The following is a 23,303-nucleotide window of genomic DNA, read 5'->3' on the forward strand; positions in this document are numbered from 1 at the left end:
TTGTGCGATCTCCCCCTCAGACTTCTTCCACGCTGCTCGGCTCACGCCGGGACAGATCGATTCCGAGCTCCTCCGCGGCGCGGAAGACGTCCTCGTCGGTGTCGCGCATCTCGATGGACATGCCGTCGCTGGAGAGCACCTCGACGTTCAGGCACAGCGACTGCATTTCCTTGATGAGCACCTTGAAGGACTCCGGAATACCGGGCTCGGGGATGTTCTCGCCCTTGACGATGGCCTCGTAGACCTTCACGCGGCCCAGCACGTCGTCGGACTTGATGGTCAGGAGCTCCTGCAGGGCGTAGGCGGCGCCGTACGCCTCCAGCGCCCACACCTCCATCTCACCGAAGCGCTGGCCACCGAACTGGGCCTTACCGCCGAGCGGCTGCTGGGTGATCATGGAGTAGGGGCCGGTCGACCGAGCGTGAATCTTGTCGTCGACCAGGTGCAGCAGCTTGAGGATGTAGATGTAGCCGACCGAGATCGGGTACGGGAACGGCTCACCGGAGCGGCCGTCGAACAGCTGGGCCTTACCGGTCTCCTGCACCATGCGGTCACCGTCGCGGTTGGCCACGGTGTTGCTGAGCAGGCCGACGATCTCCGCCTCGTGGGCGCCGTCGAAGACCGGGGTGGCGACGTTGGTGCGCGGGGCGACCTTCTCGAAGCCCTTGTCACGCAACCGGTCGGCCCAGGCCTCCTGGATGCCCGAGATGTCCCAGCCGCGGGCAGCGATCCACCCCAGATGGGTCTCCAGCACCTGACCGACGTTCATCCGGCCAGGCACGCCCAGCGGGTTGAGGATGATGTCGACCGGGGTGCCGTCCTCCAGGAACGGCATGTCCTCGACCGGCAGGATCTTGGAGATGACGCCCTTGTTGCCGTGCCGGCCGGCCAGCTTGTCACCGTCGGTGATCTTACGCTTCTGCGCCACATACACGCGCACCAGCTCGTTCACACCCGGAGGCAGCTCGTCGCCCTCCTCACGGGAGAACACCCGCACCCCGATGACCTTGCCCTGCTCGCCGTGCGGCACCTTCAGCGAGGTGTCGCGCACCTCACGCGCCTTCTCACCGAAGATCGCACGCAGCAGCCGCTCCTCCGGCGTCAGCTCGGTCTCACCCTTCGGGGTGACCTTGCCGACCAGGATGTCACCGGGCACGACCTCGGCGCCGATCCGGATGATGCCGCGCTCGTCGAGGTCGGCCAGGACCTCCTCCGACACGTTCGGGATGTCCCGGGTGATCTCTTCGGGGCCGAGCTTGGTGTCCCGGGCGTCGACCTCGTGCTCCTCGATGTGGATCGAGGACAGCACGTCGTCCTGGACCAGCCGCTGAGACAAGATGATGGCGTCTTCGTAGTTGTGGCCCTCCCACGGCATGAACGCCACCAGCAGGTTCTTACCCAGCGCCATCTCGCCCTTGTCGGTGCACGGGCCGTCGGCGATGACCTGGTTGACCTCCACCCGGTCACCCTCGGCGACGATGGGCTTCTGGTTGAAGCTCGTGCCCTGGTTGGAGCGCTTGAACTTGGCCACCCGGTAGGTGGTGCGGGTGCCATCGTCGTTCATCACGGTGATGTAGTCGGCCGAGACCTCCTCCACCACGCCCGCCTTCTCGGCGCTGATGACGTCACCGGCGTCGGTCGCGGCACGGTATTCCATGCCGGTGCCGACCAGCGGCGCCTCGCTCTTGAGCAGCGGCACCGACTGGCGCTGCATGTTGGAGCCCATGAGCGCGCGGTTGGCGTCGTCATGCTCGAGGAACGGGATCATCGCGGTGGCCACCGACACCATCTGGCGCGGCGACACGTCGATGTAGTCGACCTCCTCGGCACGGGCGAGCTCGGTCTCACCGCCCTTGGTGCGGACCAGGACGCGAGCGTCGGCGAACGTGCCGTCGGCGTTGAGCACCGTGTTGGCCTGCGCCTTGACGTAGCGGTCTTCCTCGTCGGCGGTGAGGTAGTCGATCTGGCCGGTCACCTTGCCGTCGACGACCTTGCGGTAAGGCGTCTCGACGAAGCCGAAGGCGTTGATCCGCCCGTAGGAGGCCAGCGAGCCGATCAGACCGATGTTGGGACCTTCAGGGGTCTCGATCGGGCACATCCGGCCGTAGTGGGACGGGTGCACGTCACGGACCTCGAAGCCGGCCCGCTCACGGGACAGACCACCGGGACCCAGCGCGGACAGACGCCGCTTGTGCGTCAGGCCGGCCAGCGGGTTGGTCTGGTCCATGAACTGCGACAGCTGCGAGGTGCCGAAGAACTCCTTGATCGACGCCACGACCGGGCGAATGTTGATCAGGGTCTGCGGCGTGATCGCCTCGACGTCCTGCGTGGTCATGCGCTCACGCACGACGCGCTCCATACGGGCCAGACCCAGGCGGACCTGGTTCTGGATCAGCTCGCCGACACTGCGCAGGCGGCGGTTGCCGAAGTGGTCGATGTCGTCGACCTCGACGATGGCCTCGCCGTTGACGCCCGGCATCGACTCCTCGCCGGCGTGCAGCCGGACGATGTATTCGATCGTGGCGACGATGTCGTCTTCGGTCAGCGTGCCCTGGGTGATCTCCGAGTCGACACCGAGCTTCTTGTTGATCTTGTAGCGGCCCACCTTGGCCAGGTCGTACCGCTTGGGATTGAAGTAGAGATTCTCCAGCAGAGTCTGCGCCGACTCCTTGGTCGGCGGCTCACCCGGCCGCAGCTTGCGGTAGATGTCCAGCAGCGCGTCATCCTGGCCGGCCGTGTGGTCCTTCTCCAGGGTGGCCCGCATCGACTCGTACTGGCCGAACCGCTCGAGGATCTTGTCGCTGGTCCATCCCAGTGCCTTGAGAAGCACGGTGACGGCCTGCTTGCGCTTACGGTCGATGCGCACACCGACACTGTCACGCTTGTCGATCTCGAACTCGAGCCAGGCACCACGCGACGGGATGACCTTGCAGCCGTACAGATCCTTGTCCGACGTCTTGTCGACATTACGTTCGAAGTAGACGCCGGGCGAACGGACCAGCTGCGAGACCACGACACGCTCGGTGCCGTTGATGATGAACGTGCCCTTCGGCGTCATGAGCGGGAAATCACCCATGAACACCGTCTGGCTCTTGATCTCACCAGTGGTGTTATTGATGAACTCCGCCGTCACGAACATCGGGGCGGAGAAGGTCATGTCCTTGTCTTTGCACTCATCGACTGAGTACTTCGGCGGCTCGAACCGGTGGTCGCGGAACGACAAGGACATGGTCCCCGAGAAGTCCTCGATGGGACTGATCTCTTCGAAGATCTCTTCGAGGCCCGACTGGGTCGGGACGTCCTTGCGCCCGGCCTGACGAGCCGCCTCTACCCGGGCCTTCCACTTCTCGTTTCCGAGCAGCCAATCAAACGACTCGGTCTGCAGAGCGAGAAGGTCAGGAACTTCGAGAGGCTCCTGGATGCGCGAAAAAGAGACGCGACGGGGACCAGCGGGTACGGCGGAGGCGTTGCGCGAGGCTGCCAACAGATGTCCTTCCGAGGGCTCGCGGCGGACTGACTACACGCACGCCAGACAACCTCGCAACGTGAGCAAGCATCGCGGGTCGTCAAAGGGCAGCGCAAAGGGGCAGTGTAGCCGAACGGCACACGCCTGTCCACTTTGCTCTCGCTGCATGCTCCACGTTGGTCGCAGCATCGCCCGTTCAGACGGAAACGTCAAGCCCGTGAGCCCGACTTTTAGCCGACTCTGGGCCCGGACGCTGGGTTTTCTCCCCTGTGTGACCGATCGCCTACCGCACAGGCCCAAGACGATACCCGCGAACGGGGGCGGTTAACGCTCCGTCACACCAGGGGTCGAACCCATGCCGACAACCGGTGTAGCTGTGACTTGATTACCCCCGTCATATGCTTCGCTAAACCAGATTTTTGGTAACAATTGAACGAACCGCCGCGCCGCCGGAGATCGTCCGGCGCGTCATGCGGTGCCGACCAAGGTCGACAGGCTGGCGACCAGCCAGCGCGAGTCCTGCCGGACCATGACGAACCTGGCTCGGTTCCGGAAGTACTCGTGCCGGGGCTTGGGTTCGCCGGAGACCTCCTTGACGGTAGACATGTTCACGAAGAGCAGAACCTCGACGCGGTCCGGCTCGGCTCGCTCCACCCCGGCTCCCGCCACCGCGATGGTCTGCACGATCTTCTGTGCCTTGGCCTTGGCGACCAGGCTCGTGGTCAAGTCTTTGAGGTGCTTGGTCAGCTCACCGGTGGTGTGCGCGCCGGCCCGCACCAAGTCCTCCTCTACGCTCCGATAGTCGTACGAGAGCAGGTCGGGCGCGACCTTCTTGGCCACGGCCACGGCCTCCACACCGGCCGCGTCGGCGTCACGAAGATCGCGCAGGTTGAACCACATCGCCGGCACCAGCACGCCGGCCACGACCACGAGCACGCCCAGCAGCACGATCACGAACGTCTTCACAACACCTGCACCGCCTTCGACACCAGCCAGGCGCCGCCGACCTTGTCCAGGTCCATCGACCAGCGGTAGTAGCGCGCCTCCGGCGCGTTCTTGGAGCCGTCCCAGCGGATCTCCACATCCGCCACGACCAGCACCTTGGCCTTCGCTCCTGCCAGCGAGACGAGCCCCGTGGCGCGCAGCACGCCCTGCTGGACGACCTTGCTCCCGGTCGTGGTGGACTTGAGCTTGTCCGCGGTGGCGACGTATTCGGCCCTGGCCGCCCCCGTGGAGGTGTCGAGCATGCGCTGCAGGTCGGCCTCGACGGTCCGGTAGTCCAGCGAGATCAGGTTCTTGGCATGCGCGCCCGCTGCCAGCAGCGCGGCCTCCTTGTCCCCCGCCCTGCCCTGCTCGTCGCGCGCCTGCACGGCGATCCACACGCCCACGCCGACGAGCACCGCCAGCATCCCGCCGAGCACCGCGATCAGGATGCGGGCGAGCCTGACGTCGAGCCCTTCCACGTCTGTCTCACCCCTTCCCGCGCGTCGGCCGCCGCCGGATCATAACGCGGCGGTCACGCCAGGGGCCCCTGAACCAACCCAGGAGGTAAGGGATCGGCGAAAGAGTTGCCAGATCCCACAAATGCCTCCATACGGCCCTCAGGGGCTCGCAGAGCGTCTGTTAGGGGCGCGCCCTACGTAAGGAGCCCCTCGGGGGCGGAGCTCACTTGACGCCGTGCAGGTAGGCGTTGACCAGGCGCGGGTATTCCTCCAGCCAGTTGCGGCCGCGCTCGTCCACGAACGAGCCCTGCGGCGGGATCACGCCGTTGGCCGCCAGCCAGGTGCCCGGCGGCTGCTGGGCGCGGCGGATCCGATCGCCGGTCGGCATGAGTTGCGGCGGGATCGGCGGCAGCGCGCCGGGGTCGTGCCCCAGCTGGGCCTCGGCCTCCAGCTCGGAGATGTCCTTCTCCTCCGACATGCCGATCGGGCCGTGCCTCCTGGCGTTGAGGAACTGCCGCACCACCGGCTCGTCGCTCGACAACAACATCTCGCGCGGGCCGAACATCACCAGCTCCCGCCGGAACAGCAGCCCGATGCTGTCGGGCACCGTACGGGCGGTGTTGATGTCGTGCGTCACGATCAGGAACGTCGCCTCGACCTCGGCGTTGAGATCGACGATGAGCTGGTTGAGGTACGCCGTGCGCACCGGGTCGAGCCCGGAGTCCGGCTCGTCGAAGAGGATGATCTCCGGATCCAGCACCAGCGCCCTGGCGAGCCCTGCCCGCTTGCGCATGCCGCCCGAGATCTCCCCCGGCAGCTTGCGCTCCGCGCCGAGCAGCCCGACCAGCTCCATCTTCTCCATCACGATCTGGCGGACCTGGGACTCGGTCTTCTTGGTGTGCTCGCGCAGGGGGAAGGCGATGTTGTCGTAGAGGTTGAGCGAGCCGAACAGCGCGCCGTCCTGGAACAGCACCCCGAAGAGCCTGCGGACCTCGTACAGCTTGCTCTCGGTGCAGTTGGCGAGGTCGTAGCCGTCGATCCAGATGTGGCCGCGGTCCGGCCGCAGCAGCCCGACCAGTGTCTTGAGGAAGACCGACTTGCCGGTGCCCGACGGCCCGAGCAGGACCGAGATCTCGCCCGCGGGCAGCGTGAGCGAGACGTCCTCCCAGATGACCTGGCGCCCGAACGACTTGGTGAGCCCGTCTACGACGACTTCGACGCCCACTGGCCACCTTCCCGTGCTCGGGGATGATGCCATCACCGTAACGACGCCCGGCCGGATGACGACCAGGATCGATAACTTGTTACGAGGCAGTTATGAGACTTCCGGTCCAGTAAGCGCTCGCAGGCTCGGGCGCAGCACGCGCGCGATCTCCTCCTGGGAGACCTCGCGGAGATCGTCCAGCTCCAGCAGCTGATGGCCGACCGTTACGCCGAGCATGATCATCGTCATCAGCGCGGCCCGCAGCCGGGCGTCCTCGCTGGGGATGGAGTCCGCCAGCCGGTCGATCTGCCTGCCCAGCAGCTCCCGCGCCGCGGCGGCGGCCTCGGGGTGGGTGAGCATGGACCGCATCATGGCCAGGGAGCCCTGCGGCAGCTCGCCGATCTTCATGGTGAGCGTGCCGAGGAGGTATTCGACCAGCTCGTTCGCGTCCAAGCCTGCGCCGGGGACCGGCGCCACGCGCACGGCCTGGTTGAAGAGCTCCTGCTTGCTGCCGAAGTACTGCATGACTAGGGCGGGATCGACCTCGGCCGCCCGGGCGACGGCCCGGATCGTGGTGCGCTCGAATCCCAGCTCCGCGAAGAGCGTCCTGGCCGCGTCGAGGATCCTGCCCTCGGTCCTGCGTCGCCGCTCCGCCCGCGGAAGCACTCTCTCACTCACGCGACGACTCTACATGCGTTGACCGATCGCGCTTTTTCGCTCTACGCTCGTTGAATCAACGCATGTTGAGCGAATTGGGGGTCACTCATGTCCATAGAAGAGATCGTCACCGCCTTCCACGACGCGATGCTGCACAAGTCGGCCGACGAGCTGGCCGAGCTGTATGCGGAGGACGGGCTGCACGAGTTCCCGTTCGGCGGGCTGCCGCCGTACAAGAGCAGGGAGGAGATCCGCGCGGGCTATCGCGCGTCATGGGGCGCGACGCCCGCCGACGTCAAGGAGGTCCGCAGGTTGGCGCTGCACCGCACGGACGATCCGGAGGTCGTGGTGGTGGAGCAGAGCACGGACGTCACGGCCGGGGACCGGTCGATCACGGTCCCCGGCCTCCTCGTCCTGCGGATCAGGAACGGTGAGATCGTCCATACGAGGGACTACATGGACACCAGCGCCATCGCCCAGGTCCGCGGCTAGGCGTTCTGGGTGAGGTCGAAGACGGTGGCGCCCCCGACAGTGGTGGCGGTGAAGGTCTCCTGGACCCACGCGGCGATCTCGGCCGCGTCGCCGCTGCCGCCCGTGCTCCGCCCGCCGAAACCGCCCATGCCGGTGCCCAGGAAGTAGTGAATCTTCTTCTCGGCCACGTACTGCTTGAACTGCTCCAGCGTCGGCGCGGGATCGGTGCCGTTGAACCCGCCCACCGCCATCACCGGTTGGCCGCCGGCGAGCTGATATCCGGCCGCGTTGTTGGACCCGACGGTCGCCGCCACCCACGTGTAGCCGGAGGCCCCGTCCTTCAGCAGCGCGGTCAGCTCGGCGGCCGGCGTGCCGGCGTTGAGCAGCCCGCCCATGCCGCCACCGCCCATCCTGCCGCGCCCGGCGCCGTCGGCGCCGGCCGTCGGCGGGCGGAAGGCCTGGCCTCCGCCGCCGGGCCGCTGGAACCCGCCACCGGGCGGCCCGCCGAACCCGCCGCCGCCGGTGGAGGGCCCGGCCGTCGGGATGGCTCCGGTGTGCGGCGACGCGGCGGTGTCCACGGCGTACGCGGCCGGCCCCGCCAGGCACGCCACCAGGGCGATCGCGACCACGGCCAGGACGCGGCGGGTCAGCAACATCGCCAGCGCCGCCCCCAGGCCCGCCACCAGCACGGCGACCCCCAGCCACGCGTTCCAGTCGGCGCTGCGCGACAGCAGCACGTACGACCACACGGCCGTCCCGGCCGTGATCATGGCCGGCAGCCTGCGGGCCCCCCGCTCCCAGAGCACGGCGGCCCCCATGCCCACCAGCACCGCGATGGCCGGCGCCAGCGCCACGGTGTAGTACGCGTGGAAGATCCCTTGCATGAGGCTGAAGACCAACGCCGTCACGAGCAGCCAGCTCCCCCACACCCAGACGGCGGCGCGGACCGGGTCGGCCCGAGGAGCCCGCCGGGTCAGCCAGGTGACGGCGACCAGCAACATCAGGGCCGCAGGGAGCAGCCAGGAGATCTGCCCGCCCGCCTCGGTGTCGAACATCCGCAGCCATCCGGACTGCTGGTTGAGGTTTCCCAGCCCGCCGTAGTCGGCTCCGTTGAGCCGGCCGATGCCGTTGTAGCCGAGGGCCAGCCCCAGCACGCTGTTGGTCTGCGAGCCGCCGATGTACGGCCGCTCGGAGGCGGGCACCAGCGCCACCGCCAGCAGCCACCACCCGGCGGCGGCCACCATCGCGGCCCCCGCCAGCAGCAACTGCCAGATCCGGCGCCTGAACGCCACGGGCGCGGTCAGGAGGTAGACCAGCGCGAACCCCGGCAGCACGAGAAACGCCTGCAACATCTTCGCCAGGAACGCGAACCCGATCGCCGCCCCCGCCAGCACCAGCCACCGGGTCGCCCCCCGCTCCTGGGCCCGCACCACGCAGTAGCCCGCGACGGTCAGCAACAGCACCAGCAGCGCGTCGGGGTTGTTGAACCGGAACATCAGCACGGCCACCGGCGTGACCGCCATGACCGCCCCGGCCAGCAGCGCCGCCCATAGGCTGAACAGCCGGCGCACGGAGGCGTACACCATGGCCACGGTGCCGACGCCCATCAACGCCTGCGGCACGAGCATGGCCCACGAGTTCAGCCCGAACAACCGCACGCTGAGCACCATGGGCCACAGCGAGGCAGGCGTCTTGTCGACGGTGATCGCGTTCGCGGCGTCCGAGGCCCCGAAGAAGAACGCCGTCCAGCTCTGGCTGCCGGCCTGCACGGCTGCCGCGTAATAAGAATTGGCCCAGCCCGAGGCTCCAAGGCCCCAGATGTACAGCACGCCGGTGCCCACGAGGAGGGCGGCCAGCGCCCAACGAGACTTAGCTTCGGTAACCACGTCAGGCACGCTAGGCACGCCGGTTGGCGGGGCGATGAGACCGGGATGAGAATCTCCTGAGCCGTGGCCGCACGGCACCGCTCAGGAAATGCGAAAAGGGGCGGAGACATCCGGCACCAGGATGTCTCGCGCCCCTTCTCAGAAGAGACAGGACCGTCTTACTTCACGGTCACGGTGGCGCCGGCGCCCTCGAGGGCAGCCTTGGCCTTCTCCGCCTGCTCCTTGTTGACCTTGCCGTCGAAGACGTTCTTCGGAGCGCCGTCCACCAGGTCCTTGGCCTCCTTGAGGCCCAGGGACGTGAGGGCGCGGATCTCCTTGATGACCTGGATCTTCTTGTCGCCGGCGGCCTCGAGGACGACGTCGAACTCGTCCTGCTCCTCAACGGCGGCGGCCTCGGCGGCGGGGGCGCCGGGGGCGGCGGCGACCGCGACCGGGGCGGCGGCCTTGACGTCGAAGACCTCTTCGAACTGCTTCACGAACTCGGACAGCTCGAGGAGGGTCATCTCCTTGAACGTGTCGAGCAGCTCTTCGGTGCTGAGCTTCGCCATGATGTTTTCCTTACGTTTAGGACTTGCTGACAACTAGGAACGGGACCGCGGTAGGTGCGGCAATCCCCGGTGTTACTCGCCCGCCTCGTCGCGCTTCGCGCGAAGGGCGTCGGCCAGCTGAGCCATTTGCGTGGGCAGCGCGGCGAACATCGCGGCAGCGGCGCTCTGCTTCGCCTTGAGCGCACCGGCAAGCTTCGCGAGGAGGACCTCGCGGGACTCGAGGTCGGCGAGCTTGGTGATCTCAGTAGCGTTGAGGGCCTTGCCCTCGAGCACGCCGCCCTTGATCACCAGAAGGGGATTGGCCTTGGCGAAGTCACGCAGACCCTTGGCCGCCTCCACGACGTCGCCCTTGACGAAGGCGACGGCGGTCGGACCGACCAGCAGGTCGTCAAGACCCGTCACGCCTGCCTCGTTGGCGGCGATCTTGGTCAGGGTGTTCTTCGCCACGGCGAACTTCGCATTCTCACCGAGAGAGGTGCGCAGCTCCTTGAGCTGAGCGACGGTGAGACCGCGGTACTCGGTCAGAACGGCGGCAGCGCTGCCCTCGAACTCATTCTTGAGCTCGGCAACCGCTGTCGCCTTATCCGGCCTCGCCATGGGCCTCCTTCCAGATGTGCCGCCGGCGAAGGCCCCCGAACATGAGAACAGCCCCGGGCGCAGGGCGCACGGGGCTCGCACACACGGATCAGACCATGTGGGAAACTCGCATCACACCTGCGCGGGTCGTCCACATGACGTGGATCCTTCGGCCGTCAAGCTTGAGCACCTGACGACAACCGGCGGTCTTCGGCAACGACCAGACTACGTCCTGGTCGCCGAGTTTCCAAATCGTTCTCAGTTGGTCGTGCCCTTGGGCAGCTCTCCGACCTGGTCGGCGGGCGGCGTCTCGATGGTCACGGCCTTGTTGAAGTCCTTGAAGAACAGCGTGGCGTCGAGCGTGGCGCCTTCCTTCTGCCCGTTCAACGCGAGCTTGCGCGGCAGCCCGTCGGCGGCCACCCAGATGTCGAACTTGACGTCCTTGAGCTCGGCCAGCCCCGTACGGGCCTGCTGCTGCTCGTCGGCGGGCAGCAGCTGCACGGCCGCGTCGACCGGGAAGCTACCGCTGTAGTGGGTGGTGTCCTCGCTGTTGACGCTCTCGTTGCCGACCGACTTCACGTCCTGCGAGGCCGTGACGAGCTTGGTCACGTTGGCCAGATCGAACTGCTGGATCTGGTTCAGGTACTGGTTCACCTCGCCGGACTCGCCCATCTCGGTGAGCGGGACCTTGATCCACGGCTTGGTGGCGCCTACCAGGTCCTTGAGCGCTTCGACCTTGACGTAGACGGCGTCGCCCTGCAGCACGGCTCGTACGCCGCCCGGCAGGCTCTGACCGCCCATGTCGACGGTGTCCAGGGTCAGGTCCACGGCCAGGGGCTGCTTCTGGTAGAGCATGCGTCCCTGCACCCGGCCGTCGCCCTGCTGGGGGTGCGTGGCGTTCACCACGGCGTCAACGGTGTAGCTGGTGACCTCAGCCGTCTTCTGCGCGGCCTGCGCCAGCACTTCCGAGGCCGCCAGATTGACCTGGATGGGCTGGGCAGTAGTGCCACAACCGGCAACCGCGGCCACCACGAGCGCGGCTCCGGCCGCGGCGAGACTTATCGATCGCTTCAGCATGTCTTGACCCTACGTTTGCATTCCACGGCCGTAGCGCCTTCCCCGCACAATTAGGGGAAAACCCAGGGTTATCCCCCACAAGGTCTTCACACCATCTTCACAATCCACCATACGGACGCTCCGGCCCGGCCCACCCGCCGCCCCGCTGAAGGGCTCAGAAACCGAAAAACCCCCGCCCGAAAGGGGCGGGGGCTTGTCAAAGAGCAGAGATCAGCTCTCCAGCTCCGCGGTGATGCCGCGGGTGATGTTGGGGTCGACCGGGACACCCGGGCCCATCGTCGTGGAGAAGGTGACCTTCTTCAGGTAACGGCCCTTGGCCGCCGACGGCTTGAGACGCAGCACCTCGTCCAGGGCGGCAGCGTAGTTTTCCAGGAGCTCGCGCTCGCCGAACGACGTCTTGCCGATGATGAAGTGCAGGTTGGCCTGCCGGTCGGTGCGGAACTCGATCTTGCCACCCTTGATCTCCGTCACGGCCTTGACGACGTCGGGCGTCACCGTGCCGGTCTTCGGGTTGGGCATGAGACCACGCGGACCGAGCACGCGGCCCAGGCGGCCGACCTTGCCCATCAGATCCGGCGTGGCCACGACGGCGTCGAACTCGTTGAGCCTGTTGCCCTTGGAGATCTCGTCGATCAGCTCGTCGGCGCCGACGATGTCGGCGCCCGCCTCGCGGGCCGCCTCGGCACGGTCACCGGTCGCGAAGACCAGGACCCGGGCGGTCTTACCGGTGCCGTGCGGGAGGTTGACCGTGCCGCGCACGATCTGGTCGGCCTTGCGAGGGTCGACGCCCAGCCGCAGCGCGACCTCGACGGTGGCGTCGAACTTGGTGGTCGACGTCTCCTTGGCGAGCTTCGCGGCCTCGACGGGCGAGTAGAGCTTGTCGCGGTCGAACTTGGCCGCCGCGTCTTTGTGCGCCTTGCTGCGCTTCATTCTTAACTCCTAGTGGTGAACGGGCCTGACGGCCCTCCCACGAACGTCTGAAAGGGTGTTACTCGGCGACCGTGATGCCCATCGACCGGGCGGTGCCGGCGATGATCTTCTCGGCGGCCTCGATGTCGTTGGCGTTGAGGTCGGGCATCTTCGTCTCGGCGATGCTGCGCAGCTGCTCGCGGCTGAGCTTGCCGACCTTGTCACGGTGCGGGACCGCGCTGCCCTTGTCGAGGCCGAGGGCCTTCTTGATCAGCTCGGGGGCCGGCGGCGTCTTCGTGATGAAGGTGAAGCTGCGGTCCTCGAAAATGGTGATCTCAACGGGGATGATGTTGCCCCGCTGGGCCTCCGTCGCGGCGTTGTACTGCTTGACGAAGTCCATGATGTTGACGCCGTGGGGACCGAGGGCGGTACCCACGGGCGGCGCCGGGGTGGCCTGGCCAGCGGGAAGCTGGACCTTTACCAACGCGGCGATTTTCTTCTTCGGAGGCATTTGTCCTTCTCCGGGTCTTTGATTGTGATGCCGTCCGGGCTGCGGATTACAGCCCCGGACATGTCGGAGGCCGCCCTCGCGAAGGCGGCCGCCCGAACGTCTAAGTGTAGGTGATCGTCCTAGATCTTCGAGACCTGGTTGAACGACAGCTCGACCGGGGTCTCACGACCGAAGATCGAGACGAGCACCTTGAGCTTCTGCGACTCGGGGCTGATCTCGCTCACCGAGGCGGGCAGCGTCGCGAACGGGCCGTCCATGACCGTGACCGACTCGCCGATCTCGAACTCGACCGTCGGGCCCGCGGACGGCTTGGCCGCGGCCTTCTTGGCCTCCTCGGTCGGCTCGGGCGCGAGCAGCTTGGCGACCTCGTCGAGGCTGAGCGGGCTCGGCTTGTTGGACAGGCCGACGAAGCCGGTCACGCCGGGCGTGTTGCGCACCGCGGCCCAGGACTCGTCGGTCAGCTCCATGCGCACCAGCACGTAGCCGGGCAGCACGCGCTCCTTGACCGGCACCTTCTTGCCGCTCTTGAACTCCTGGACGGTGTGCGTCGGCACCTCGACCTGGTAGATGTAGTCCTCCATGTTGAGCGACACATTGCGGCTCTCGATGTTGGACTTCACGCGGTTTTCGTAACCGGCGTAGGAGTGAATGACATACCACTCGCCGGGCAGGCCGCGCAGCGACAGCTTGAACTCTTCGACGGGGTCGACGTCGGGAAGAGCCGAAGCGTCCTCGGCGGCGACAGCCTCGACCTCGGCCGCCTCGTCGCTCTCCGCGACCTCGGCCTCTTCGAGAGCCGCCTCGGCGGCTTCCTCAGTGGCCTCTTCCAGCTCGTCGCCCCACTCCTCGCGGGACTCGTCGGCCGGAATAGAAGACTCGGACACGGTGACTCTTCCTCTTTCGTCTAATCGATTGAGCTCGTATCGATGGCGACTCCGTCAGGCGGGCACCGGCGGCGCCGGGATCAGGCTCCGCCGAAGACGCGGAGGACCAACCATCCCAGGGCGGCGTCGAGGCCATACACGATGCCAACCATGATCAGAACGAATATCAGAACGACCGTGGTGTAGGTGATGAGATCCTTGCGTGTCGGCCAGATGACTTTACGAAGCTCGCCGACGACCTGCCGGTAGAAAAGGGCAGGCGAAGTGCGCGTCTTCTTTTCGCCACTGGGCTTGTCGGCGGTTTCGCCGCGTGTGTCGATCGCCACAGTCCTCACCTGAATTCGTCCGTATCCAACGCAGTTTGCGGCGCGCTTACACGCCTATCGTTGCGCGGACCGCACTCGCAGGGCACGAGGGACTCGAACCCCCAACCGCCGGTTTTGGAGACCGGTGCGCTACCAATTGCGCCAGTGCCCTATGTCATCAACCAGACTACCCTGATCGACTCACTGCCTGGACCGAACCGCCCGGCGACATGCGGCGGAAGGACCAGCCGAAAGCATACGGGGGAATGCCCGGTACGTCGAACCCAAAGCTGATCGCCCAGGTCACGAGCACGTGGGACGATGGACCCATGTCCACCCGACCTCGCATCTCCGCAAGAATTTCCGCGATTTCCGAATCGGCCACCCTCGCCGTGGACGCCAAGGCGAAGGCGATGAAGGCGGCCGGACGCCCCGTCATCGGCTTCGGCGCGGGCGAGCCCGACTTCCCGACGCCTGACTACATCGTCGAGGCGGCGATCGAGGCGGCCCGCCAGCCGCGCTTCCACAAGTACACCCCGGCGGGCGGGCTGCCCGAGCTCAAGCAGGCCGTCGCCGACAAGACCAGGCGCGACTCCGGCTATGCCGTCGAGCCGTCTCAGGTGCTGATCACCAATGGCGGCAAGCAGGCCGTCTACGAGGCCTTCGCGACGCTGCTCGACCCGGGTGACGAGGTCCTCGTGGTCGCGCCCTACTGGACGACCTACCCCGAGGCGATCAAGCTGGCCGGGGGCGTGCAGGTGGACGTCGTGGCCGACGAGTCCACTGGCTACCTGGCGGGCGTCGAGCAGCTGGAGGCCGCGCGCACCGAGCGTACGAAGGTGGTGTTGTTCGTCTCGCCGTCCAATCCGACGGGCGCGGTTTACTCGCGCGAGCAGACCATCGCGATCGGCCGCTGGGCGGCCGAGCACGGCCTGTGGGTCGTCACCGACGAGATCTACGAGCACCTCGTGTACGGCGGCACCGAGTTCACCAGCATCGCCACGGCCGTCCCCGAGCTGGGCGACCGGGTCGTGATCCTCAACGGCGTGGCCAAGACCTACGCGATGACCGGCTGGCGCGTGGGCTGGCTGATCGGCCCGGCCGACGTGGTCAAGGCCGCCACCAACCTGCAGTCGCACGCCACCTCCAACGTCTCCAACGTGGCGCAGATGGCGGCGCTGGCCGCGGTCTCCGGCGACCTGTCGGCGGTGGCCGAGATGCGCACGGCGTTCGACAGGCGCCGCCAGACGATGGTGCGGATGCTCAACGACATCCCGGGCGTGTTCTGCCCCGAGCCGAAGGGGGCGTTCTACGCGTACCCGACGGTCAAGGAGCTGATCGGCAAGGAGCTGCGGGGCAGGCGGCCCCAGACCTCGAGCGAGCTGGCCGAGCTGATCCTGGAGGAGGCCGAGGTGGCGGTGGTGCCCGGCGAGGCGTTCGGCACGCCGGGTTACTTCAGGCTGTCCTACGCGCTGGGCGACGACGACCTGGTGGAGGGCGTCAGCCGCCTGGGCAAGCTATTGGCCGAGGCCCGCTGAGACGCCGCCGGCGATTCGCCTGATCTCGGTGGCGAGGCCGGGTGTCGCACCGATGTAGACCGCGGTGCCCGGCTGCTCCAGCCACATGAAGTTCCGCAGGCCGCTCTTGGTGGTCCAGCGCAGCGCCGGCCGGCCCTTGTACGCCGTCAGCGTCGACCTGGCGACCAGCGTGGCGAACTGCTCGGCGGTCCGCACCCCGCACACCACACCGACGTACAGATGCTCGTCGTTCCTGCGCCAGATCAGGCCGTCGACGTCGAGCCGGCGGGCGAGCGAGGGCAGCTGGGCGAACGCGCCGGCACGCTTCAGCTTCGCGGGCATGGCCGGCAGGCTTACCTCGGTGTCACCGCAGGACAGCGAGATGGTCTTGCTCCTTGCCGGTTCCTGCGACGGCGGCGCGACGGTGCGGGTGGGCTCCGGCACGCCGTCACCGCCGCCGCAGCCGGTGAGCGTGAGCACGAGGAGCACTGCCGCCAGGCGCCGCATCGACCCCCCATGACGTGTGTGGATACCCGGAAGTGAGGGACTGGGAAGGGGACCTAGTCTCCTACAGGAGCCTTCACGGAGGCGGCAACTGCGAGGAGTTCCCCGCTCAGGGAGTCGCTGACCCTGATCCACGCGCCGGTGCCCACGCGTTCCAGCCAGACGATCATGCGACCGCCGTTCGGATGCCTGCCGACCGCGGCGGGCCGGCCGCGTACGGTGGTGTCACGGGCGTCGAGCAGGGTGACCCGGGAGCGGTAACTCTGCCAGTCCACCGCCACCATACCGTGCTCGACCTGCGCTTCGACGAACCTGCCCGCGGCTGCGAACCTGGCCCAGCCGCCTTTGACGCCCGGCTCCGGCTCGATCACCCCGCCGCCACTGCGTTCGAGCCCCGCGGGGAGGTAGGTGAGCCAGAAATCGTCGGAGATCACCGCGAGGACGCCGCCCCGTGAGTCCGAGCCGCGGGTGGGCTCGGCCGAAGCGGGGCGGACGTTCGCCTGGTCACCGCCCAGGCGGGTCTCCGGAGGGGCCACGGCGAGGGGTGGGGGCGCCTCCTCGGCAGGACGGGCGATGCGCCCGAATCCCGACGAGAACAACGCGTGGATGATGAGACCCGCCATCGCGAACGCCAGCGCCGCCACCACCGCGCGCCATCCCCGTCCGCCGTCGCGCCCCTCAGGGATCATGCGTCATTGATCCCCGGTTCCCGCCCATCCATCACTCGCCCGCCCGGCTTTCACGGTCCCGAGCCCGCGAGTGGGACGGCACCCCGCCACAGGCCGGATGGCAAGATAAGCAAATGCCACGGCCCCTAGACGCGCTTCCCAAGGCCCATCTCCACCTGCACTTCACCGGTTCGATGCGGCACACCACGCTGATCGAGCTGGCCAGGGAGCAGGGGCTGCATCTGCCCGACGCGCTGGAGGAGCACTGGCCGCCGAAGTTGCGGGCCACCGACGAGCGCGGCTGGTTCAGGTTCCAGCGGCTCTACGACATCGCCAGGTCCGTGCTGAGCCGGCCCGAGCACGTCTACAGGCTGCTGCGCGAGACGGCCGAGGACGAGGCCGCGGCCGGGTCGCGCTGGCTGGAGATCCAGGTCGACCCGTCGGGGTACGCCCAGCGTTTCGGCGGCCTGACCGCCACGCTGGAGCTGGTGCTCGACGCCGTGCGGCAGGCGGCCGAGCACGCCCGGATCGGGATCGCGGTGGTCGTGGCCGCGAACAGGACCAGGCATCCGCTCGACGCGAACACGCTGGCCAGGCTGGCCACGCAATACGTCGGCAAGGGCGTGGTCGGGTTCGGGCTGTCCAATGACGAGCGCAGGGGCGCGGCCAGGGACTTCGAGCGGGCGTTCAGGATCGCCAAACGGGGCGGGCTGCTGTCCGTGCCCCACGGGGGCGAGCTCATGGGGCCGCGCAGCGTGGCGCAGTGCGTGGACGACCTGGCAGCGGACCGGGTCGGGCATGGTGTGCGGGCGGCCGAGGACGAGTGGTTGATGCACCGGCTCGCCGACCGGCAGATCTGCTGCGAGATCTGCCCGACCTCCAACGTCGGGCTGGGGGTTTCCGAGCAGGCGGCCGACGTGCCGGTGCGGCGGCTGTTCGACGCGGGCGTGCCGCTCGCGCTGGGGTCCGACGACCCGCTGCTGTTCGGTGCGCGGCTGCTGCCGCAATACGAGCTGGCCAGGGACGTCTACGGCTTCAGCGACGCCGAGATCGCCGAGCTGGCGCGGCAGTCCGTACGCTCGTCGGCGGCTCCGGAGTCCGTGCGCAAGGAGCTGCTCAAGGGTGTGGACGACTGGCTGACCGGCTCACTGGAGTGACTCGGCGATCGTGATGGCCTCCTCCTTGGTCCGTACGCCCTCCAGGCGGTAGTTGATCGTGTCCTGGCTCCAGATGAGCGTGGCGGCGGCCTGGCGCAGCGGCACCTGCGTGCCGTCCTGGCGCGCGATGTAGCCGAGCGGGTGCTCACCCTCGAGCCAGAACGCCTGGTAGGGGCCCACATTCACGAAGTCCGGGTACGGCGGGCCTGCCTTCTTGAAGAAGATGGGGTCGACGGCGCCGTCGAACTGGTCGAGCCGGATGCCGCCCGGCCAGAACAGCGACACCACCCTGCCGTTGTCGGCGACCAACGCGCTCTGCGGCGGGCCGAGCCTGGCGGGGATCCTGACCTCGAACCTGGCCAGGCTCCGCACCCCGGACGGGGGCACGGTGCGCTCGCCAGGCAGGGACGCCGTGGTGGTGACCGGCGGGGGTGTGCTCTCGCCGATCTCCAGCTCCACCCCGGCGAACCGCAGGATCCTCGCCACCGCGGCCCGGCCCTGGGGGGTGGCGGCCGTGATGGCGATGACGACGACGACCACCGCTGCCACGATCGTCCACCGCCTGCCGCGCCGCGCCGGCCGCCCACCGTCCCGCCGCCCCGGCGGCCGAGATCGAGCCGGCCTGACGGGGCCGGTATAGGGACCGTGCGCCGGATCGGGCCCTTCCCCGGACTCGCCACCCGCCCCGGCGTCGGAGTCGGGATCGGCGTTGGCCTCGGCGTCGGGATCGGCGTCGGGATCGGCGTCGGGATCGGCGTCGGAAGACGAGGCGGGGTCGGGGGGTTGAGGGGTGGATTCGAGGCGGGCGCGAACGGCGGCCGCCACATCGGTGGGAGGCGGCGCGGGCACGTCGATGAGATCGCCGAGCGCCAGCAGCTCCTCCTGCAGCTCATCGAGAGGCTCGTCGAAGGGCTCACGCGAACTCATTGCCCACCTCCTCCCTCAACCTGGCCAGCCCACGGTGGGTGCTGGACTTGACGGTGCCGACCGGCCAGTCGAGCACCTGTGCCGTCTCCGCCTCGCTCAGCTGTAAGAAGTACCGGCAGACAACGGCCTGGCGTTCCCGCTCGGGCAGTCCTCGCACTGCCGCCAGAAGGTGAGAACGCCGGTCGGTGGCCACGGCCGCACCCTCGGGATCGTCGGGAGCCGTGACGTCGGCGGTAGCGCCGAGCCGGAGCGCCAGCTCATTTCGCCGCCCCCGCGACCGGGTCAGGTTGTGGGTCTCGTTGGCCACAATGCGCAGCAACCACGGCCGGAACGGCGCCTCCCGGCGGAAGCTCGCCAAATGCCGGAACGCCTTGACGAAAGCCTCCTGCACCACGTCCTCGGCCTCGTCCCCCGCACCCAGCATGTACGCGGTACGGTGGGCGAGCGCGCTGTAGCGGGCGACCAGCGCCTCATAGGCCGCTAAGTCACCGTCCAGCGAGCGCGCGATCGCCTCGTCGTCGTCCATGGCGAGTCAGATTCCACCGCATGGAGGGGTCCGCGGGGAAGGGTGTTTCGCAGATCGCGTGACCCCCACCGCCGACAGGGGCATTAGACTCGGGCAATCCGTGTGCCCCCTAGAAGGAACGGGACTATGTCTTCTGGGTATGACCGTGTAGTACAACCGGCGGCCGGTGACGAGGCCCTGGAGAACCACCTAGGTGGGGACGAGGCCAAGAACTATCGGCAGTACGAGTTCGACATGGTCGCCCCGCATGTCGGCCGCTCCATGCTGGAGATCGGCTCGGGGCTGGGCCACTTCGCCGAGCAGTTCCTGCCGCGCCTCGACCGGCTGGTCGTGAGCGACTTCGACCCCTACTGCGTCGAGCAGTTGAAGAAGCGCTTCGAGGGCCGCGACGAGATCGACGTCCTGCAGTTCGGCCTGCCGACCGACATCCCGCTCGAGGACAAGGTCGACACCGTCGTCATGATGAACGTGCTGGAGCACATCGAGGACGACGCCGGGGCCCTGCGCTCGCTGGCCCGGGTCACGCTGCCCGGCGGCCGCATCATCATCTGGGTGCCCGGCTACATGCAGCTTTATGGAGACTTCGACCGCAAGGTGGGCCACGTCCAGCGTTACACGCCCAAGACGCTGGCCTCGGCGGTCGCCAAGGCGGGCCTGGACGTCGAGGTGCTCAAGCCGATCAACTTCCTGGGCGGCATCGCCTGGTGGACGGCGGTGCGCCGGGGCGGCGTGGGCTACCCGGACCCCCGGCTGGTCAAGATCTACGACCGGACGGTGGTCCCGCTGACCCGCCTGATCGAGCGGTTCGTCCGTCCGCCGTTCGGTCAGACGGTGTTCTGCGTGGCCCGGGTGCCGCAGAAGTAAATCCCAGGGGGAGACTCCCCCTGGGATTCACTTGATGGAGCCGGCGGTCAGCCCGCCCACCACCTTCCGCTCGATCAGCGCGAAGAGGATGATCACCGGGATGGTGGCGATCACGGAGCCGGCGAACAGGTTCTGCCAGTCCACCTGGTATTGCCCGATGAACGAGTTGAGCGCCACGGTCAGGGGCTGGTTCGCGGGCGTCGTGGTCAGGGTAAGCGCGACGACGAACTCGTTCCATGCTGCGATGAACGTGAAGATCAGCGCGGTGATCACGCCAGGCATGGCCAGCGGCAACGTGATCCTGAACAACGCGCCGAAGCGCCCGTTCCCGTCGATGAACGCCGCCTCCTCCAGCTCGCGCGGGATCGAGGCGAAGTACGCGTTCAGGATCCAGACCGCGAACGCCAGGTTGAACCCGCCGTTGACCAGGATCAGCGACCAGACCGAGTCCACCAGCCCGAACTGGAAGAACTCGCGGTAGATGCCGACCAGCATGGCCGTGGGCTGGAACATCTGGGTGATCAACACCAGGATCAGGAACGCGGTGCGCCCTCTGAAGTTGTGCCTGGCCGAGTAGTACGCCGCCGGCAACGCCACCAGCAGCACGAGGATCGTCGACCCGGCGGCCACCTTGATGGTGACCCAGAGGTTCCCGGCCAGCCCGCTGGTCCAGAAGTTGGTGAGGTTCGACCACACCCACTCATCGGGCCAGAACGTCACATCCCGCAGCGAGTCCTGGGCCCGCAGCGAGGTGAGCAGCATCACCACGTACGGGAACAGGAAGATGAACGCGATGACGTACGCGCTCGCCGCCACGATCACGGTCTTGAGCCGGGGCATGCCGCGTGCCGCGGTGCGCCGGGGCCGGGCGTGGTGGTGCGGACTGACCTGCCGCGGGATCGTGTTGACGGCCATCACGCCACCTCCTTGTTCCACCGGGACACCCGAAGGAAGATCACGGTCAGCACGATCACCATGCCGAAGTTGACGACGGACATGGCGGCCGACTCGCCGATGTCGGAGCCCTTGAGGATGAACATGAGGATCGTCGAAGTGGCCGTCGAGTAACCGGGCTGCCCGTGCGTCATCGCCCAGATGATCGGGAAGCTGTTGAAGACGTTCATCACGTTGATCAATGCCGCCACGGTGAGCGCGGGACGCAGCAGCGGCAGCGTGATCGACCAGTACGTACGGAACCGTCCGGCCCCGTCCATCCTGGCCGCCTCGTAGACATCGCCGGGGATCGTCGCCAGCCCGGCCAGCAACGCGTACGTGGTGAACGGCACCGACACGAAGACCGCCACGAAGATCAGCCACGGCATCGCGGTGGAGGCGTCACCGAGCTGGTCGGCCGATGCCCCGCCCATGGCGTCGATGAGCCCGAGCTTCAACCGGATCTGGTTGATCACGCCGACCTCGGGGTCGAGCATCCACTTGAAGATGATCGCCGTCATCAGTACCGAGGCCGCCCACGGCGCGATCAGCGCCCAACGGGCGATCTTGCGACCGGGGAAGCGCTGGTTGAACAACTGGGCCAGGGCCAGCGAGATCAGCACGGTGAGCGCGACGACCGCGACCACCCAGATCACGCTGCGGACCATGATGTCGGCGAAGTCCTTCTCGCCGAACAACTTCTCGTAGTTGGCGAACCCGTTGCCGCCCTGGACCACGCCGAACCGGCTGATCTTGAGGAACGACGACCTGATCATCTCGATCACGGGCCAGAGCACGACGACCGCGATGAGCACCACGGCGGGCCCGACCCAGGCGATGGGCTCCAGGGCGCGCAACCTTCTCAATGCAAAGCCTTCCGTGAAAGGGATGGCCCAGCGAGGAGACGCTGGGCCATCCACCCCGATCAACCGGCCTCGGCGACCTTCTGGAGCTCACCGAGGACCTTGGCCGGGTCCTCCTTGACGGCTCCGCCGATGGTCTGCTTGATCGCCGGGTTCACCTCGGCCCACTTGGGGTCCTGGAACGGGTAGAAGCTGGCGTTGGGCAGCGCGTCCAGGAACGGCTTGAGCTTCTCGTCACTCGACAGCTTCTGGATGCCGCCGTTGGTGACGGGCAGCAGCTTGTAGGTGTCGGAGATCTTCGTCGCGGCGTTGCCGGTGTAGAAGAAGTCGAAGAACTTCTTGATCTCCGCGGCGTGGCCGTTCTTGTTGAACGCCATGATCCAGTCCATGACGCCGAGCGTGGTGTCGAGCGGGCCGCTCTTGCCGGGGATGGGCGCGACGCCGTAGTTCTTCAGCCCGGCCGCGTCGAAGATCGGGATGGACATGGGTCCGCCGTTGACCATGCCGACCTTGCCGGCGCCGAAGTCCTCCCAGACCGTCTTGCGGTCCTTGGTGCCCGGGTTGGGGGTGGTCAGGCCGGCGTCGACCAGGCCCTTCATGTACGTGAAGGTCTCGACGTTCTGCGGCGAGTTGATCGCCCACTTGCCGGAGGCGTCCTTGTAGCCGCCGCCGTTGCCGAGCATCCACAGGAACGACTCGGCCTGGGCCTCCTCCTGGCCGAGCGGCAGGCCGAACGGCTGCGTCACGCCGGCCGCCTTCAGCTTCTCGGCCGCGGCCTTGAGTTCGTCCCACGTCTTCGGCGGCTCGGCGATGCCGGCCTTGGTGAACAGGTCCTTGTTGTAGAACAGCGCGCGGGCGGAGGAGACGAACGGGATGCCGTACGCGGCCCCGTCCACCTTGCCGAACTCGGCGAACTTCTGCAGCATGTCGCCGGAGACGTTCGGGGACAGGACCTCGTCCACCTTGTGGAGCAGGCCGTCCTTGACGAAGCCCGAGTAGTCGCCGGTCTGCAGGATGTCGGGCACCTGGCCGTTCTGGACCATGGTGGCGACCTGCTTGTCGATGTCGTTCCAGTTGATGACCTGGACCTCGACCTTGATGTTCGGGTTCGCGGCCTGGAACTCGTCCACGACGCCCTTCCAGAACGTCTCACCCGAGTTCGGCTTGCCGGGTCCGTCGCCGTAGTCCGCGGCGACCATCTTGAGCGTGACCTGACCGCCGCCCGATGCCTGGGTGCCGCCGCCGTCGCCGGAGCTGCCGGAGCCGCAGCTGGACAGGACCAGCATCGTGGCAAGGCCGAGAGCGGCGCCGCCCACAAGCTTCATGTTCACTGGAGATACCGCCTTCTCGTCGGACGGGTGACGCTGGTCCGTACCAGCTACCGGACCCCGCCCTGGGGGGATGGGCA

Annotated in this window: 24 protein-coding genes and 1 tRNA gene; 4 read left to right on the plus strand and 21 right to left on the minus strand. The window is 67.6% G+C overall.

What is annotated here, in order from left to right:
• Nucleotides 1-16: 16 nt before the first annotated feature.
• The 5 genes from rpoB to OHA25_RS00990 form a co-directional block, all read right to left on the minus strand.
• Nucleotides 17-3,484, minus strand: coding sequence for a DNA-directed RNA polymerase subunit beta (gene rpoB / locus OHA25_RS00970; protein WP_327585757.1), 3,468 nt, complete (start codon nt 3,482-3,484; stop codon nt 17-19).
• Nucleotides 3,485-3,934: 450 nt separating this feature from the next.
• Nucleotides 3,935-4,432: a hypothetical protein gene (locus tag OHA25_RS00975; protein ID WP_305915101.1), complete on the minus strand. Its 498-nt coding sequence runs from the start codon at nt 4,430-4,432 to the stop codon at nt 3,935-3,937.
• On the minus strand, nt 4,429-4,929 hold the full coding sequence (locus tag OHA25_RS00980; RefSeq protein WP_305915100.1) for a hypothetical protein: 501 nt from the start codon (nt 4,927-4,929) through the stop codon (nt 4,429-4,431). Before OHA25_RS00980 ends, OHA25_RS00975 begins: the two co-directional genes overlap by 4 nt.
• A gap of 202 nt (nt 4,930-5,131) precedes the next feature.
• On the minus strand, nt 5,132-6,133 hold the full coding sequence (locus tag OHA25_RS00985) for an ABC transporter ATP-binding protein (protein ID WP_327585758.1): 1,002 nt from the start codon (nt 6,131-6,133) through the stop codon (nt 5,132-5,134).
• Nucleotides 6,134-6,223: 90 nt separating this feature from the next.
• Nucleotides 6,224-6,790: a TetR/AcrR family transcriptional regulator gene (locus tag OHA25_RS00990; RefSeq protein ID WP_327585759.1), complete on the minus strand. Its 567-nt coding sequence runs from the start codon at nt 6,788-6,790 to the stop codon at nt 6,224-6,226.
• 87 nt (nt 6,791-6,877) lie between these two features.
• On the opposite strand from OHA25_RS00990, the gene OHA25_RS00995 reads away from it, so the two are divergent.
• Nucleotides 6,878-7,261 (plus strand): nuclear transport factor 2 family protein, encoded by a 384-nt coding sequence (locus OHA25_RS00995; protein WP_327585760.1) that lies wholly within the window; start codon nt 6,878-6,880, stop codon nt 7,259-7,261.
• Here OHA25_RS00995 and OHA25_RS01000 read toward each other — a convergent pair.
• From OHA25_RS01000 to OHA25_RS01040, 9 genes are all read right to left on the minus strand, one after another.
• Complete coding sequence (locus OHA25_RS01000; RefSeq protein ID WP_327585761.1) at nt 7,258-9,126, minus strand: glycosyltransferase family 39 protein; 1,869 nt, start codon at nt 9,124-9,126, stop codon at nt 7,258-7,260. The genes OHA25_RS00995 and OHA25_RS01000 overlap by 4 nt on opposite strands.
• Before the next feature lie 158 nt (nt 9,127-9,284).
• Nucleotides 9,285-9,674: a 50S ribosomal protein L7/L12 gene (gene rplL, locus OHA25_RS01005; RefSeq protein ID WP_327585762.1), complete on the minus strand. Its 390-nt coding sequence runs from the start codon at nt 9,672-9,674 to the stop codon at nt 9,285-9,287.
• 72 nt (nt 9,675-9,746) lie between these two features.
• The gene (gene rplJ, locus OHA25_RS01010) at nt 9,747-10,271 is read right to left on the minus strand and encodes a 50S ribosomal protein L10 (RefSeq protein ID WP_305915094.1); all 525 of its coding nucleotides are present in this window, start codon (nt 10,269-10,271) and stop codon (nt 9,747-9,749) included.
• A gap of 237 nt (nt 10,272-10,508) precedes the next feature.
• Nucleotides 10,509-11,327: an LppX_LprAFG lipoprotein gene (locus tag OHA25_RS01015; protein WP_305915093.1), complete on the minus strand. Its 819-nt coding sequence runs from the start codon at nt 11,325-11,327 to the stop codon at nt 10,509-10,511.
• 210 nt (nt 11,328-11,537) lie between these two features.
• The gene (gene rplA / locus OHA25_RS01020; protein ID WP_305915092.1) at nt 11,538-12,257 is read right to left on the minus strand and encodes a 50S ribosomal protein L1; all 720 of its coding nucleotides are present in this window, start codon (nt 12,255-12,257) and stop codon (nt 11,538-11,540) included.
• Nucleotides 12,258-12,315: 58 nt separating this feature from the next.
• Complete coding sequence (gene rplK / locus OHA25_RS01025) at nt 12,316-12,747, minus strand: 50S ribosomal protein L11 (protein WP_127939574.1); 432 nt, start codon at nt 12,745-12,747, stop codon at nt 12,316-12,318.
• 119 nt (nt 12,748-12,866) lie between these two features.
• On the minus strand, nt 12,867-13,631 hold the full coding sequence (gene nusG / locus OHA25_RS01030) for a transcription termination/antitermination protein NusG (RefSeq protein ID WP_327585763.1): 765 nt from the start codon (nt 13,629-13,631) through the stop codon (nt 12,867-12,869).
• Nucleotides 13,632-13,711: 80 nt separating this feature from the next.
• Complete coding sequence (gene secE / locus OHA25_RS01035; RefSeq protein WP_164904133.1) at nt 13,712-13,957, minus strand: preprotein translocase subunit SecE; 246 nt, start codon at nt 13,955-13,957, stop codon at nt 13,712-13,714.
• A 78-nt stretch (nt 13,958-14,035) separates the two neighbouring features.
• Nucleotides 14,036-14,108 (minus strand) — tRNA-Trp (locus OHA25_RS01040).
• Nucleotides 14,109-14,265: 157 nt separating this feature from the next.
• Here OHA25_RS01040 and OHA25_RS01045 point away from each other — a divergent pair.
• Complete coding sequence (locus OHA25_RS01045; protein WP_327585764.1) at nt 14,266-15,474, plus strand: pyridoxal phosphate-dependent aminotransferase; 1,209 nt, start codon at nt 14,266-14,268, stop codon at nt 15,472-15,474.
• Here the strand turns inward: OHA25_RS01045 and OHA25_RS01050 are convergent.
• Nucleotides 15,454-15,960 (minus strand): hypothetical protein, encoded by a 507-nt coding sequence (locus tag OHA25_RS01050; protein WP_327585765.1) that lies wholly within the window; start codon nt 15,958-15,960, stop codon nt 15,454-15,456. The two genes, OHA25_RS01045 and OHA25_RS01050, sit on opposite strands and share 21 nt — an antisense overlap.
• 53 nt (nt 15,961-16,013) lie before the next feature.
• Nucleotides 16,014-16,646 carry a hypothetical protein gene (locus tag OHA25_RS01055; RefSeq protein ID WP_327585766.1) on the minus strand — a complete coding sequence of 211 codons (633 nt, stop codon included), beginning with the start codon at nt 16,644-16,646 and terminating at the stop codon, nt 16,014-16,016.
• 113 nt (nt 16,647-16,759) lie between these two features.
• Between OHA25_RS01055 and OHA25_RS01060 the strand changes: the two genes are divergently transcribed.
• Nucleotides 16,760-17,782, plus strand: a complete 1,023-nt coding sequence (locus OHA25_RS01060; protein WP_327585767.1) for an adenosine deaminase — start codon at nt 16,760-16,762, stop codon at nt 17,780-17,782.
• On the opposite strand, the gene OHA25_RS01065 is transcribed toward OHA25_RS01060, so the two are convergent.
• Together OHA25_RS01065 and OHA25_RS01070 are read right to left on the minus strand one after the other, a co-directional pair.
• The gene (locus OHA25_RS01065) at nt 17,771-18,709 is read right to left on the minus strand and encodes a hypothetical protein (protein ID WP_327585768.1); all 939 of its coding nucleotides are present in this window, start codon (nt 18,707-18,709) and stop codon (nt 17,771-17,773) included. The genes OHA25_RS01060 and OHA25_RS01065 overlap by 12 nt on opposite strands.
• Nucleotides 18,696-19,235, minus strand: a complete 540-nt coding sequence (locus OHA25_RS01070; protein ID WP_327585769.1) for an RNA polymerase sigma factor — start codon at nt 19,233-19,235, stop codon at nt 18,696-18,698. The genes OHA25_RS01065 and OHA25_RS01070 overlap by 14 nt, the downstream gene beginning before the upstream one ends.
• A gap of 126 nt (nt 19,236-19,361) precedes the next feature.
• Between OHA25_RS01070 and OHA25_RS01075 the strand changes: the two genes are divergently transcribed.
• Nucleotides 19,362-20,099 (plus strand): class I SAM-dependent methyltransferase, encoded by a 738-nt coding sequence (locus tag OHA25_RS01075; protein ID WP_327585770.1) that lies wholly within the window; start codon nt 19,362-19,364, stop codon nt 20,097-20,099.
• A 27-nt stretch (nt 20,100-20,126) separates the two neighbouring features.
• Here OHA25_RS01075 and OHA25_RS01080 read toward each other — a convergent pair whose 3' ends face one another.
• From OHA25_RS01080 to OHA25_RS01090, 3 genes are read right to left on the minus strand one after another with little or no spacing between them, the layout of a single operon-like run.
• Nucleotides 20,127-21,014 carry a carbohydrate ABC transporter permease gene (locus OHA25_RS01080; RefSeq protein WP_327585771.1) on the minus strand — a complete coding sequence of 296 codons (888 nt, stop codon included), beginning with the start codon at nt 21,012-21,014 and terminating at the stop codon, nt 20,127-20,129.
• Nucleotides 21,014-21,898, minus strand: a complete 885-nt coding sequence (locus OHA25_RS01085; protein ID WP_327585772.1) for a carbohydrate ABC transporter permease — start codon at nt 21,896-21,898, stop codon at nt 21,014-21,016. The genes OHA25_RS01080 and OHA25_RS01085 overlap by 1 nt, the downstream gene beginning before the upstream one ends.
• 59 nt (nt 21,899-21,957) lie before the next feature.
• On the minus strand, nt 21,958-23,220 hold the full coding sequence (locus tag OHA25_RS01090) for an extracellular solute-binding protein (RefSeq protein WP_327591223.1): 1,263 nt from the start codon (nt 23,218-23,220) through the stop codon (nt 21,958-21,960).
• Nucleotides 23,221-23,303: the final 83 nt, after the last annotated feature.

Origin of the sequence: Nonomuraea sp. NBC_00507 (assembly GCF_036013525.1) — a bacterium.
GTDB lineage: Bacteria > Actinomycetota > Actinomycetes > Streptosporangiales > Streptosporangiaceae > Nonomuraea.